This is a genomic window from Methylobacterium sp. WL69 (assembly GCF_008039485.1).
Classification (GTDB): domain Bacteria; phylum Pseudomonadota; class Alphaproteobacteria; order Rhizobiales; family Beijerinckiaceae; genus Methylobacterium.
In genome coordinates this window covers 1-12,979 of the sequence record NZ_VRUZ01000029.1, presented here as the reverse complement: position 1 = coordinate 12,979, position 12,979 = coordinate 1, and the positions used below count along the sequence as shown (strand labels likewise).

Below are 12,979 nucleotides of genomic sequence, written 5' to 3'. Positions count from 1 at the left end.
CCACCGGTTGTCGCCCTACGAAACCATCCGGGGGAGCAGGAGAATGGCGTCGGATCGGGACGAGGACGGCACCGTCGCCGATCCGCGCGACGCGGCCGAGGAGGCGGGCCTCGCCTATGTCGACGACGCGACGCCGGGCCTGACCCGCCGCCGGAGCGGCACGGGCTTCTCCTACTGCGATCCCAAGGGCGCGCCCGTGCGCGACGCGAAGACCCTGGCCCGCATCCGGGCGCTGGCCATTCCGCCGGCCTACACCGACGTGTGGATCTGCGCCCGCGCCAACGGCCACATCCAGGCCACGGGGCGCGACGCCAAGGGGCGCAAGCAGTACCGCTACCACGCCGATTTCCGCGCCGCCCGGGACCAGACCAAGTTCGAGCACATCATGACCTTCGCCGACGTGCTGCCGGGTCTGCGCGCCCGCGTCGACGCCGACATGAGCAAGGCCGGCCTGCCCCGCGAAAAGGTGCTGGCGACGGTGGTGCACCTCCTCGAGACCACCCTGATCCGGGTCGGCAACGACGATTACGCCCGCACCAACAAGAGCTTCGGCCTCACCACCCTGCGCGACCGGCACGCCACCATCGCGGGCGCCGCGCTCAGCTTCCGGTTCAAGGGCAAGAGCGGCAAGACCTGGGACCTCGGCGTCAGGGACCGGCGCGTCGCCCGGATCGTCAAGGCCTGCCAGGATCTGCCCGGCCAGGAGCTGTTCCAGTACCGCGACGCCGACGGCACGGTCCGCGACGTGACCTCGGCCGACGTGAACGCCTATCTCCGCGAGATCACCGGCCAGCCCGTCACCGCCAAGGACTTTCGCACCTGGGCAGGCACGGTGCTGGCCGCCCTGGCCCTGCAGGAATTCGAGGCGTTCGACAGCGCGGCCGCCGCCAAGAAGAACCTGCGCGCCGCCATCGAGAGCGTGGCGAGCCGGCTCGGCAACACCCCAACCATCTGCCGCAAGTGCTACATCCATCCGCAGGTCCTTGACGGCTACCTCGAAGGCGACCTGCTGCTGCAGGTGAAGGACGCCGTCGAGGACGAGCTGCGCCACGACCTCACCCGCCTGAAGCCCGAGGAGGCGGCCGTGCTCGGCCTGCTCCATGCCCGCCTCGCCAAAGCGAGCCAGGCCACGCCGGCCAAGACCGTCGCCAAGGCCGCGGGCAAGGCCAAGGCCAAGACGGCCGGCAGGACATCGGCCGGCAGGACATCGGCCGGACGGGACGCGTCGTCCGGCGCCAAGACCCGCGCCAAGACCCTGGCGAAGGCGGCCTCGGATGCCGGGACGGCGGACCGGCCCGCCGCCTGAGCCCATGCCGCTGCGAAGCCGTGTCGTTTGGGCACGCCGCCCGACCGCAACCCCAGCCGAAAACGCCCGTTGCCGAGGACGCGTCCGGGCCGGTTCGGCGGACGGACAGGGACTCCAAAAAATGGCACGCATCGCGGTCGTCACGGGCGGGACCGCCGGCATCGGGCTGGCGACGGCGGAGCTGTTCGCCAAGCGCGGCTGGGCGGTGGCCGTCATCGCCCGCGATCCCGAACGTCTGGCGCAGGTGCGCGACAGGCTGGCCGTCCATGGGCGGCCCGTCCTCGCCCTCGCGGCCGACGTGGCGGATGCCGAGGCCGTCGCGGGGGCGGCCGAGCGGGTGGAGCGCGAACTCGGGCCCATCGACGCCTGGGTCAACAACGCCATGGCGACCATCGTCAACCCGGCCGACCGGATCACCCCGGAGGAGTACCGGCGGGTCACCGAGACGACGTATCTCAGCCAGGTCTACGGGACGCTCGCGGCCCTGCGGTCCATGAAGCCGCGCAACCGCGGCGCCATCATCCAGGTGTCCTCGGGCCTCGCCATCCGGGCCGCCCCCCTCCAGGCGCCGTACTGCGCCGCGAAGTTCGCCGTCACCGGCTTCACCGACGCCCTGCGCTGCGAACTCATCCACGACCGGGTCGGGGTGTCGCTCAGCATCGTCTACCTGCCGGCCGTCAACACGCCGCAGTTCAACTGGGCCCGCAACCGCACGGGCCACGGCCAGTACGCCCCCGATCCGGTCTACGATCCGCGCCTGTGCGCCGAGGCCATCGTCGCCACGGCGGTGACGCCGCAGCGGGACGTCTGGGTCGGTCGCAGCGTGCTGATGATGCATGCCGCGCAAGTGATCGCGCCGGGCTTCGCCGACCGGAAGGCCGCCAGCATGTGGGACGCCCAGTTGACCGACGCGCCGGCCCCGGACAAGGCCGGCAACCTGTTCGCGCCCGTGCCGGGACCGGCCCGCATCGACGGGCGCTTCGGCGACCGCACGGAGACCACGCGCAGCGAGTACTGGACCAGCCGCGAGCGCGACTGGCTGCTCGCCGGCCTCGGCGGCCTCGCGGCGATCGGCTTCGTCGGTGCCCTGGCCCTGGCGCGGGGACCGCGCCGTTTGCCGCCGCGCCGCTAAGGTCCGAGCCGGGTGTTCGAAGCTGCGACCAAGCCGCGCCGCGCGGATGGATTTGCATTAGAGTAGACCGAATCGGCCGCGTTGTTTGCTGACGCTGCGGGCCGAACGGGAGGATGACCCATGGACGTCGACGCGCTTCTGCTCTCGCGGATTCAGTTCGGCTTCACCATGGCCTTCCACATCATCTTCCCGGCCTTCACCATCGGGCTGGCGAGCTTCCTCGCCCGCCTCGAAGGCCAGTGGCTGTGGACCGGCAACCCCCTGTACCGGAACCTCTACCGGTTCTGGGTCAAGGTGTTCGCGGTGTCGTTCGGCCTCGGCGTCGTGTCCGGCATCGTCATGAGCTACCAGCTCGGCACCAACTGGTCGCGCTACTCCGACTTCACCGGCAACGTCCTCGGGCCCCTGATCCAGTACGAGGTGATCACGGCGTTCTTCCTCGAGGCCGGCTTCCTCGGGATCATGCTGTTCGGCTGGGAACGGGTGGGGGACCGCCTGCACTTCGTCTCCACCTGCATGGTGGCCTTCGGCACCCTGGTCTCGGCGTTCTGGATCCTGTCGGCCAATTCCTGGATGCAGACACCGGCGGGCTTCGTCATCGAGAACGGCCGGGCCGTGGCCACCGACTGGTGGCAGGTGATCTTCAACCCGTCCTTCCCGATCCGCTACGCCCACATGGTGATGGGCTGCTTCCTCACCACGGCCTTCGCGGTGGCGGGCATGTCGGCCTGGATGATTCTTCGCGGGCGCAAGGAGCCGCCGGCCAAGGTGGTCGGCGCCCGCGTCTCCCTGTCCATGGCCCTGTGGTTCGCGGTGATCTGCACGCCGCTCCAGATCATGATCGGCGATTCGCACGGCCTCGCCGTGCTCAAGCACCAGCCGACGAAGCTCGCGGCCATCGAGGCGAACTGGGATCGGCAGGCCAACATGCCGCTGCTGCTGTTCGCGATCCCGAACATGGCGGAGGAGAAGAACGACTTCGAGATCGGCATCCCGAAGCTCGGCTCGTTCATCCTCACCCACGACTTCTCCGGGGTGGTGCCGGGCCTGAAGGACGTGCCGCGCAACCAGCGGCCCCCGGTCTGGCCGGTGTTCTACTCGTTCCGCATCATGGTTGCCATCGGGATGGCGATGCTGGGCCTGAGCCTCTGGAGCCTGGTCCTGCGCTGGCGCGGCACGCTCTACACCAACCGTTGGTTCCTCAACGCCGCGATGCTGATGACGCCGTCCGGGTTCGGGGCCGTGCTGTTCGGCTGGTTCACCGCCGAGATCGGGCGCCAGCCCTACATCGTCTACGGGCAGCTGCGGACGGCGGACGCGCACTCGCCGCTCACGGTCAGCGCGGTCACCACCTCCCTCGTGGCGTTCCTCATCGCCTACACGATCATCTTCGGCTTCGGCTCGTACTACCTCGCCAAGCTCCTGCGCAAAGGCCCCGAGCCCCTGGAGGAGGCGATCCGCGGCGAGGATCTCGCCCGCAAGCCCAAGCGGCCGCTCTCGGCGGTCAGCGAAACGCTGCGCTCGGCCTGACCGTCAGAGCGCGGCCGGGGCCGTGAACGCGGCGGGGGACGGCCCGGCGGCGCGGCGCACGGACACGGCGCCGTCGGCCTCCGTCACGGGCGCGAGGCCGAGATGGCGGGCCAGGGCGACGAGGTCCTTGAGGCGGCCGGTCTGGGTCTTGCGGCGCAGGTTGAGCCGGTGGGTCTCCACCGTGCGGACGCTGAGGTTGAGGCGGCGGGCCACCTCCTTGTTGCTGAATCCGGCGCTGAGGAACCGCAGGATCTCCGCCTCGCGGGGGGTCAGGCCGTCCGTGGGGTCGACGGTCCGCGCCGCCGCGGGCAGGCCGGCCAGGGCGAGGATGGCGGCGCAGACGACGCGGGCGCAGGCGCTGCGGGCGACGAAGACATCGGCGCCGGCCGCGACCAGGCGGCCCGACGCCGCGGCGTCCAGGGTCTCGAAGGCGGCGAGGATCTTGAGGCCGGGACACCGCGCACGCAGGCGCTCGATCCGGGCCGCACCGCCGCCGGAATCCCCGGCGCCGACGATCACGAGGGCGACGGTGGCACCGGGCATGTCCGGGCCGCCCCGAATCAGGTCGGCCTCGCTCACCGTGTGCAGGGCGGGCTCGTGCTCGAGGACCGCCCGAAAGGTCGGCTCGAGCCCATACGGTTCGTCGACGATCAACACCCCAACGGCCTGATGCATGCCGCGATCCCCCTCATGTGCCGCCACGAGACACCGCAGCAGGACTGTGAGAGTTCACTTCAAGACTTGTTCCAGACCTCCGTCGACGACGTCTTGCGCCGTTTCAGGGTGAACACCCACGGGGCCGGTGGACGATGGCCGGAGAACTGGCGCCGACCTCGCCGAACCCGTCTCGCAACGGCACAGACCGGAGTCCCGATGGGAGAAGCGGCCGCCGGATCAGCCGGCGCGGGCGAGGAGCAGGTCGGCGGTGGCGGTGACGACGCGGTTGCGGCCCGTCGACTTCGCCTCGTAGAGCGCGATGTCGGCGCGCTTGACCAGACCCTCCACGGTGTCCCCCTCGATCCAGTCGCTGACGCCGAAGCTGCAGGTGAGGCGGATCGGCGCCCGCGCGCCGCGGATGCGCAGGGCCTCGATGCCCCGGCGCAGGCGCCCGGCCAGGGTCTCGGCCTCCGTCCCCGGGCGATGCGGCAGGATCACCCCGAACTCCTCGCCGCCGAGACGCCCGACGATGCCCTCGGCGCCGATCTCGCGGGCGACGGCCTGGATCGCCGCATCGCCGACATCGTGGCCGTACTCGTCGTTGATGCGCTTGAAGTGATCGATGTCGAGGAGGATCGCCGACATCCTGCCGTGGTTGCCGACGCGCTCGGCCGCCTCGTGGGACCGCTGGAGGAAGGCGCGGCGGTTGAGGAGGCCCGTGAGCGAATCGGTCTGGGCCAGGCGGATGAGTTCGCCCTGCATGCTGGTGAGCCGGTCGGCGGCGCGCAGGCGCGCATGCAGCTCTTCGGGGCCGGGCGGCTTCTCGATGAAATCATCGGCGCCGCTGTCGAGGGCCTCGGCAAGGTTCCGGGCGTTGCGGGCGGACGACATGGTGATGACGTAGAGGGGCCGGTTCGATTCGGCGAGCAGGCGGGCGGACCAGCACAGTTCCAGGCCGCTCAGGGGCCGGACTTCAAGGCTGGTGATCAGCACTCGCACGGATGGGGTGGTCTCGACGAAGTCGAGGGCCTCGGTGGAGTTCGTGAAGACGCTGACCGTGTGCCCGTTGGGTTCGAGCAGGGCGGCGATCATCTTGAGGACCACCCGACTGGTATCGACGAGAACGATGTGCATGGCGTAGCGGCTCCCCGTATCGGGCAACGATGACGCCAAGAGATTAACTTGTTGCCACTTTCTCCGGTGGCGACTTGGCACCGCCGGAGCGCGCGATCGCCGTCAGCGCAGGGCCGCCTGCCGATGGGGGACGGTCACGGTGACGACGCGCGCGCCGCCCGTCGACACCGCCGGGGCGGCGGCCGGCCTCGCCGAGACCCCGGCCGTCCGGTTGCGCGTGACGACCCGCGGGCGCGCCGCCTGCCGGCGCACCGTCGGGGCGGGGGCGTCGATCACGTAGACCGTCGGCGTGCCGACGGGGGCCGGATGGATTCCGGCGACGGTGGGGACCCCGTAGGTGCCGTAACCCCATGCGCTCGGGACGATCTGGTCGGGGCGGGGAAACCGGGTGAGGGGCGCACCGACATAGTCGCCCCGGATGGCCGACCCGGCATAGCCGTAGGTCGAGACCACCGCGTAACCGGCCTCGTCGGAAGCGTATTGCGCCTGGGCGCTTCCGAGGGCGGTGCAGGACAGGGCGGCCCCGAGCAGGGCGGCCGTGAGGCGTGACGGCATGGACGACGAACTCCCGTGCGGGACCTTAAGTCCTCGGCGGCATCATGGGAGACAAACCGCACGGCCGCACGGGTGTTCCGGACGGCGGGCCACGGGAAGACTGCGTAGGCGGGTCGGCTTGCTCCGTGCGATGCGGATGCCTTCGCGCGAAAATCCCGCCTAGCGGCGGGGATTGTCGCGGGATCGCCTCAGCGGCAGGTGGTGACGCGGCGGACGATCCAGCCCTCGCCATCGACCCAGAGCCGGCGACGGGTGCGGCTGCAATTGGTCAGTTCGTCGTCCTCGGCCATGGCGGCGACGGCGGTGATCGGCCGGTTGGCGAGCTGGGTGACCTCGGCCGGCGCCTGGGGCGCGGCCGGAGCCGCCTGGGCGCCCGACAGGCCGGCCATGGCGAAGAGGACGACGCCTGCCGTGAGGAATCCGCGCGTATGAAAGACCAGCATGCCTGAACCCCGACCGCGCGCCACCCTGGCGCGCCCCATCGCCGTCCGGAACAGGCACGAGACCCGTCCGTCCTTGCGAAAGGTTAAATCCCGGCGGGCCGGAAGGGTTGCAGGAATTCAGGCGGTTGGATGGCAGAAAAACGTCGGCCGCCCCAAGATGTCAGTCCCGACGCGAACGCCGGCTCAAGGCGTCGCCGTCACCGTGATCATCGGCAGGGTCACGGCGAGCCGGGTCTCCCCCGGCAGGGTGCCGGGCAAGGCACCGGGCAGGGTCGGCAGCAGGATGGCACCGAGCCCGAGGAGCAGGCTGAAGCCGAGCAGGGAGACCTCGATGCCGCGATAGAACCGGTCCATGACAACCCCCCCCCGCCCTGCGTGACGCCGATCATCATCGGCGCAACTCCCTGAGGAAAGGGTAACCCGTCGCTGAATTTTTTGGAGGGCCGGATCTTTTCGGGATGACCAGTCTTCGAACGCGCGCCGTCTTCGCGTAGGCGCAATCGTCGAAGGGACGATATCTCGTCAGGCGGAGCCGGCCACGGGCATGCGGATCAGGTTCGTCTGCGGCGGGTGGAGCAGGGCGGCGGCGAGGTTGGCCTCGAGGACGATGAGGTCGCAGTCGGGATCGGGCTCCCAGCCGCAGCCGCAACCGCCGGGCTGCTCGTGGGCCCGCGCCACCTGACGGTAGAGCGTGCCGAGGGTCCGGGCGGCCACTTCGAGGGCGTGCATGGCCGGCAGGGGAGCGCGGTTGAGGCTCTGCCAGAACGCCCGGCGCAGGGCCTCGTCCAGGGTGTCCTCCGCCGGGACCACCTCGGCGCAGGTGTGGTGGGCGGGGCGGACGTTCATGCGGAGGTTCCCCGGCGGAGGTGGGCCGGGGCCGGCTCCGGCGCGCCGGCGACGAAGTCGAGGAAATCCGTGAAGCGATGCAGGCGCAGGTCGAGGCAGGACCCGTCCCACCAAGCGAGTTGCGCGTAGCCCCGGACCCAATCCAACGCCCGTTCCATCATCATCGCCTCCCTACCCGCCGCCGAATCGACGACAGCAGCAATGCGGCGCAACAACTTGGATTTCAACCGTATTGGGAAAGATTGGAACGCGTATAAATCAAGGCTTGTAGCCTCTCGACCGGAGTTTCGAGTTGGATCAATTCCAGATCTTCGATGAAACCCGAGGTCCGGCGCGGGTTTGTGCAGCTCTGGCGCGACGGGTCCGTCGAAGGGCCGGCCGCACGGCGGGTTCGATAAAAAAAACTGCGGCGCGCTACAGGACCACCCGCATGGCCATGAGGCCGAGGAGCAGGCCGCCGAGGCCGAGGCCGACGGAGCCGAAGATGTAGGCCAGCGCCGCGGCGGTCTCGCCGCGCTGCAGGAGGAGGATTCCGTCGAGGGCGTAGGTCGAGAACGTGGTGAAGCCGCCGAGCACCCCGGTGGCGAGGAACAAGCGCAGGGGCTGGCTGCCGCCGCGCATGGCGTACCAGCCGACGAGGACGCCCATCAGGGTCGAACCCACGATGTTGATGGCGAGGATGCCGAACGGAAAGGTCGAGCCGAGGCGCACGGCGGCGAGGCCGACGCCGTGGCGGGCCATGCCGCCGATACCCGATCCGAGGAAGACGAGGAGGAACCCCATGGCGGCGGCCCTGGAGGGCGTCAGCCGCGGGTGCCCCAGCGGGTCCCCATCCGGCTCGGCCGGGTGGCGTCGGGGCCCAGCGCCGGGCCGCTCGGCTTCGACGGCACGTAGGGCACCGGAGCCAGGGTCTCGGGCACTTCGGATTCGGCCGCGACCCGGGGCTTGGCGAACTGGCCGGCCTTGCGGAAGGTCCAGAGGTAGCCGGGCACCACCGCTTCCATGGTGGTGGGCTGCAGGCCGATCCCTTCCAGGGTGCGCCCCTCCGCCCTGGCCGCGTCGGAGACGACGTTGTCGGTCTGGAGCAGGGTGACCTGATCGCGGGTGAGCTTGAGGGAATCCGGCAGGAGGCCGAGGGTGAGGGTGTCGACGATCTCCAGGGCCCGTGCCTGCAGGCGGGCGACGGGCAGGGGCAGGTCGAGGACCTTGCGGCGGCGCATGGTGACCGTGAGCATGTAGCGCACGAGGGCCTCGAGGGTGGCGACCTCGGGGCCGCCGAGTTCGTACACCGCGCCGGCGGGCACACGGCCCTCGACGGCGCGGGTCACCGCCTCGGCGACGTCGCCGACATAGACCGGCTGGAACCGGGTCTGGGCGCCGGCGAGCGGCAGCACCGGCAGGACGGTGGTCAGGGCCGCGAAGCGGTTGAAGAAGCTGTCGCCCGGTCCGAACACCAGGGACGGGCGCAGGACGACGTGGTCGCCGCCGGCCTCGCGGATGCGGGCCTCGCCCAGCGCCTTGGTGCGGGCATAGGCCGAGGGCGAATCGGCATCCGCCCCGATGGCCGAGACGTGGACGAGGGGGGCGCCGATGGCGGCCGCCGCGCGGGCGATCTCGCCGGCCCCGTCGGCCTGGAGCCGGGAGAAGCTCTGGCGCCCCGTCTCCTGCAGGATGCCGACGAGGTTGACCACCACGTCCGAGCCGTGGACCGCCGCCGCGATGGATTCGAGATACCGCAGGTTGGCCTGCACGGCGACGATCTGGCCGACCTTGCCCAGCGGCTGGAGGAACAGGGCCAGATCGGGCCGGCGCACGGCGACCCGGATGCGGTAGCCGCGTTTGGCGAGCGCCCGGACCACGTGGCGGCCGAGGAAGCCGGAGCCGCCGAACACCGTGACGAGCTGGTCGGCGGGGCGGGTGAGGGGAAGGGTCTCGAAGCCGGTCATCGCGCTCTTAAGGTCTCGAAAAAGCGGCCCCGGTGCGCCCTGCCGTGGCCCCGATCGGGGCACGGGTCCGCGCCGGTCCTTGACGGGTGCCGAAACCGGTTCGGCCTCGACGGGGACTATCTAGGACAGTTCCGGCCGGTGGGGGAGCCGTGGGCGCACGAAAAGCGCCGGCCTGTCACGGGCGGGCCGTCCTCAGCGCAGGCGCGCCTGCGTCTCGGGCGGAGCCAGCGGGGTGCGCCGGCTCAGGCCCTTGTGGACGTGGACCATCAGGGCGATGCCGAACAGGGGGGTGAGCAGGTTGAGCACCGGCACCACCATGAGGCCGGCCAGGAGCGCACCGGCCGTGAGGGTGGTCGGCCCGAAATGGCGGCGCATGGCGCCGGCCTCGTCCAGGGGCCGGAAGCGCCCGGCGGCGAGCTCGAAATACTCCCGCGAGAGCAGGTAGGCGTTGGCGCCGAAGAACGCGATGAGGTTCACGCCCGGCACGAAGAACAGGATCAGGGCGACGAGGTTCACCAGGAGGGCGAGGCCGGCGAAGCGCACGGCGTAGAGCATCGCCCGGCCGAGCGGCAGGGCGGTGCCCGGGGGATCGTGGGGAAAATCCGTGCGCTCGACGATCTCGGCCGCGTCGTCGAGGAAGAAGCCCGCCACCAGGATCGAGATGGCCGGCATCACGTAGGCGAGGCCGACGAACAGGCCCGCACCGGCGAAGAACACCGCCAGGGTGTCGAGGAAGGGATAGTCCACGGAGAGGTGGTGCTGGGACAGGAACCAGTTGATCGCCCGGGTGAGCCCGGCCCAGACCACGAACAGAAGGCCGACGGTGAGTCCGAGGGACTTCCACAGGATCGCCCGCAGGGGCGGCGAGAAGACCTGCCGGAGGGCGGCGAAGGCAGCCTTGAACAGCATGACCGTTGCGAATCCCGTGGTCGTGTCGGTGGGTGCCGGGCGTCGCCCCCGCCGCCCGTTCGCCGGAGGTTTTGGCGGCGCGCGCCGGCGGACGCAAGGGCGTCCGGGCAAGCGAAGGGCGTCCCGGCCGGCAAGGGCGTGCCCGCACGGGCCGATCCCGCGCAGCCATCGACCCTCGCGGCGCGTTCGGACTCAAGGCGGCCCACCGGAGCGGACATCATGCGTGCCCTGATCCTCACCCTCGCCATCGCTGTCGGCACCCTGCCCGTGCGCGCCCACGAGTCCGGGACGGCCGGACTCTGGAGCCGCGCCGCGCCGGCCCCCGCCCCGCGCTCGGAGGTGGCCGTCGCCGAACTCGCCGGCCGCGCCTACGTGATCGGCGACTACAACGGGGGGACCGGGCTGCTCATCTACGATCCGGCGACGGGCGGGTGGCGGACGGGCGCGCCGTTCCCCACGCCCATCCACCACGCCATGGCGGTGGGGCATGGCGACCGCGTCTACGTGTTCGGCGGCTACGGCGCCGGCTGGCGGGCGAGCGACCGGGTCTGGGCCTACGATCCGAAGGCCGATGCCTGGAGCCCGCGGGCGCCGATGCCCTCCGTCCGCGCGGCCGGCGGGGCGGCGGTGATCGACGGCCGCATCCACGTGGTCGGCGGCAGCGTCTCGGGCGGCGCCAACGCGTCGGGCCACGCGGTCTACGATCCGGCGCGCGATGCCTGGAGCGCGGCGGCGCCCCTGCCGACCCGGCGCGACCACCTCGCCGTCCAGGCCCTGGGCGGCCGCCTCGTCGCCATCGGCGGACGCATGGACGGCGATCCCGACCGCAACCTCGCCGTCACCGAGATCTACGACCCGGCCACCGACGGCTGGCGCACGGGGGCGCCGATGCCGACGGCCCGCAGCGGCGCCGCCGCGGCGGTTCTCGGGGGCGAGGTCTTCGTGATGGGGGGCGAATCGAACGCCCGCACCTTCGGCGCCGTCGAGGCCTACGATCCGGCCCGGGATGCCTGGACCCGGCGCACGCCCCTGCCGACGCCGCGCCACGGCTTCGGCGCCATCGTCCAGGCCGGGCGCATCCACACCCTGGTGGGCAGCCCGAATCCGGGGGGCGACCGCTCGGACCGCGTCGAGGTGCTCGACCCCGAAATGCACGACCCCGAAGGACTCGCCCCCGGGGACGGGGCCCGGCGCTGACCCTCGCGCGTTGCCGCGCATCGCCGGCCTCTGGTAGGCCGGCCTCCCACCCGAGCCCCGGACGCCCCGATGCGCAGACCCGAGCACGACAGCCTGCCGCCCAGCATCGCGCCGCGCTTCGTCCCCCTGCCGGCCGAGCCGGAGGTGATCGTGATCGGCGCCGGTGCGGCCGGGATCGCGGCGGCGCGCGAACTCGACCGGGCCGGCATCGCCGTGGCGGTGCTGGAAGCCCGCGGCCGCGTCGGCGGACGGGTGGCGACGGCGGCCCTGCGCGGCCACGCCGTCGATCTCGGCGCCCATTGGCTCCATGCGGGACCGATCAATCCCCTGGTGCGCCTCGCCGAGGCACGGGGCGAGCCCCTGCGGATCGCCGCCCAGGAGAGCCACGTCCGGGTCGGGCGCCGGCCCGGACGGCCGTCCGAGGCCGCCGCCCTCGGCCGCGCCTTCACGGTGGCCGACCGGGCCATGACCGACGGCGCCGCGCGCGGCGGGCCGGACCGTCCCGCCGTCAGCGCCCTGCCGCCGGGGCTCGGGCCCTGGGGCCGGCGGGTGGAACGGGTCCACGGCCTCGTCTCGGGCCGGCCCCTCGGGGAGGTCTCCCTCCAGGATTTCCCCAGCATGGAGTACGGCGACAACCGCTTCATCGCCGGGGGCTACGGCGGCTACCTCGCCCGCCTCGCGCAGGGGCTGCCCATCGCCCTCGACACGCCGGTGACCGGCCTCGACTGGACCGGGCCGGGCGTGCGCGTCGCCTGCGCCGGCGGCGGGACCTTTTCGGCCAAGGCTGTGATCGTGACGATCCCCACCATGGTCCTGCGGCGGGCGTCGCTGTTCACCCCGGCCCTGACGCCTGCGGTGGCGGCGGCCCTCGACGGCTTCTCCGTCGGACTCTACGAGCACGCGGTGCTGCACTGGCCGTCCTGCCCGTTCCGGGGGAACGACCGCCTCGCCAGCCTCGTCGGCGGGCACCATCCCGTGCCGGGGCTCCTCACCCGCATCGACGGCACGCCGTTCCACTACTTCGAGCTCGATTACGCCATGACGGCCGCCCTCGACGCGCGCCGGGCCGGGCCGGACGGGGCGCGGCGCCTGGTCCGGCGGGCCCTGGAACAGCATTTCGGCGCGCGCGCCCTCCACGACCTGTCGATCCCGGTGGTCAGCGAATGGCGCCACGACCCGTGGTCGCGCGGCTCCTGGGCGGTGGTGCCGCCGGGCCATGCCGGCGCCCGCCAGGCGTTGCAGGCGCCCGTGGGCGAGCGGATCTGGTTCGCCGGCGAGGCCCTGTCGCGTCTGCAATGGGGTACCGCCGGGGGTGCCTATGCGG

At 71.9% G+C, this 12,979-nt stretch carries 15 protein-coding genes; 5 read left to right on the top strand and 10 right to left on the bottom strand.

The features are described from left to right. Positions 1 to 43: 43 nt before the first annotated feature. From FV218_RS10500 to FV218_RS10490, 3 genes are all read left to right on the top strand, one after another. Positions 44 to 1,306, top strand: coding sequence for a DNA topoisomerase IB (locus FV218_RS10500; protein ID WP_147709668.1), 1,263 nt, complete (start codon positions 44 to 46; stop codon positions 1,304 to 1,306). Between the two features lie 121 nt (positions 1,307 to 1,427). Beyond that, positions 1,428 to 2,438 (top strand): SDR family oxidoreductase, encoded by a 1,011-nt coding sequence (locus FV218_RS10495; protein WP_147709667.1) that lies wholly within the window; start codon positions 1,428 to 1,430, stop codon positions 2,436 to 2,438. A gap of 120 nt (positions 2,439 to 2,558) precedes the next feature. After that, positions 2,559 to 3,968 (top strand): cytochrome ubiquinol oxidase subunit I, encoded by a 1,410-nt coding sequence (locus FV218_RS10490; RefSeq protein WP_147709666.1) that lies wholly within the window; start codon positions 2,559 to 2,561, stop codon positions 3,966 to 3,968. A gap of 3 nt (positions 3,969 to 3,971) precedes the next feature. Here FV218_RS10490 and FV218_RS10485 read toward each other — a convergent pair whose 3' ends face one another. The 10 genes from FV218_RS10485 to FV218_RS10450 form a co-directional block, all read right to left on the bottom strand. Continuing rightward, positions 3,972 to 4,643 (bottom strand): LuxR C-terminal-related transcriptional regulator, encoded by a 672-nt coding sequence (locus FV218_RS10485; RefSeq protein WP_056089919.1) that lies wholly within the window; start codon positions 4,641 to 4,643, stop codon positions 3,972 to 3,974. Positions 4,644 to 4,862: 219 nt separating this feature from the next. Beyond that, on the bottom strand, positions 4,863 to 5,759 hold the full coding sequence (locus FV218_RS10480) for a diguanylate cyclase (RefSeq protein ID WP_056089922.1): 897 nt from the start codon (positions 5,757 to 5,759) through the stop codon (positions 4,863 to 4,865). Between the two features lie 102 nt (positions 5,760 to 5,861). Continuing rightward, a complete protein-coding gene (locus FV218_RS10475; RefSeq protein WP_147709665.1) occupies positions 5,862 to 6,314 on the bottom strand; it encodes a hypothetical protein in 453 nt (150 codons plus the stop codon). 188 nt (positions 6,315 to 6,502) lie between these two features. After that, a complete protein-coding gene (locus tag FV218_RS10470) occupies positions 6,503 to 6,757 on the bottom strand; it encodes a hypothetical protein (RefSeq protein WP_147709664.1) in 255 nt (84 codons plus the stop codon). 183 nt (positions 6,758 to 6,940) lie between these two features. Next, positions 6,941 to 7,111, bottom strand: coding sequence for a hypothetical protein (locus FV218_RS22740; protein WP_187273021.1), 171 nt, complete (start codon positions 7,109 to 7,111; stop codon positions 6,941 to 6,943). A 168-nt stretch (positions 7,112 to 7,279) separates the two neighbouring features. Further along, positions 7,280 to 7,603 carry a hypothetical protein gene (locus FV218_RS10465; RefSeq protein ID WP_147709663.1) on the bottom strand — a complete coding sequence of 108 codons (324 nt, stop codon included), beginning with the start codon at positions 7,601 to 7,603 and terminating at the stop codon, positions 7,280 to 7,282. Beyond that, positions 7,600 to 7,761, bottom strand: coding sequence for a hypothetical protein (locus tag FV218_RS22735; protein ID WP_162239966.1), 162 nt, complete (start codon positions 7,759 to 7,761; stop codon positions 7,600 to 7,602). Before FV218_RS22735 ends, FV218_RS10465 begins: the two co-directional genes overlap by 4 nt. A 256-nt stretch (positions 7,762 to 8,017) precedes the next feature. Further along, a complete protein-coding gene (crcB, locus tag FV218_RS10460; protein ID WP_056089933.1) occupies positions 8,018 to 8,386 on the bottom strand; it encodes a fluoride efflux transporter CrcB in 369 nt (122 codons plus the stop codon). 20 nt (positions 8,387 to 8,406) lie between these two features. Next, positions 8,407 to 9,549, bottom strand: coding sequence for a complex I NDUFA9 subunit family protein (locus FV218_RS10455; RefSeq protein ID WP_147709662.1), 1,143 nt, complete (start codon positions 9,547 to 9,549; stop codon positions 8,407 to 8,409). 192 nt (positions 9,550 to 9,741) lie between these two features. Then, a complete protein-coding gene (locus FV218_RS10450) occupies positions 9,742 to 10,458 on the bottom strand; it encodes a sulfate transporter family protein (RefSeq protein ID WP_147709661.1) in 717 nt (238 codons plus the stop codon). A gap of 219 nt (positions 10,459 to 10,677) precedes the next feature. Here FV218_RS10450 and FV218_RS10445 point away from each other — a divergent pair, with 219 nt between their 5' ends. Together FV218_RS10445 and FV218_RS10440 are read left to right on the top strand one after the other, a co-directional pair. Beyond that, entirely contained in the window at positions 10,678 to 11,655 is a 978-nt protein-coding gene (locus FV218_RS10445) for a kelch repeat-containing protein (protein WP_147709660.1), read from the top strand. Positions 11,656 to 11,724: 69 nt separating this feature from the next. Beyond that, positions 11,725 to 12,979 (top strand): NAD(P)/FAD-dependent oxidoreductase (locus FV218_RS10440; protein WP_147709659.1); only part of this gene is annotated, 1,255 nt, incomplete at its 3' end.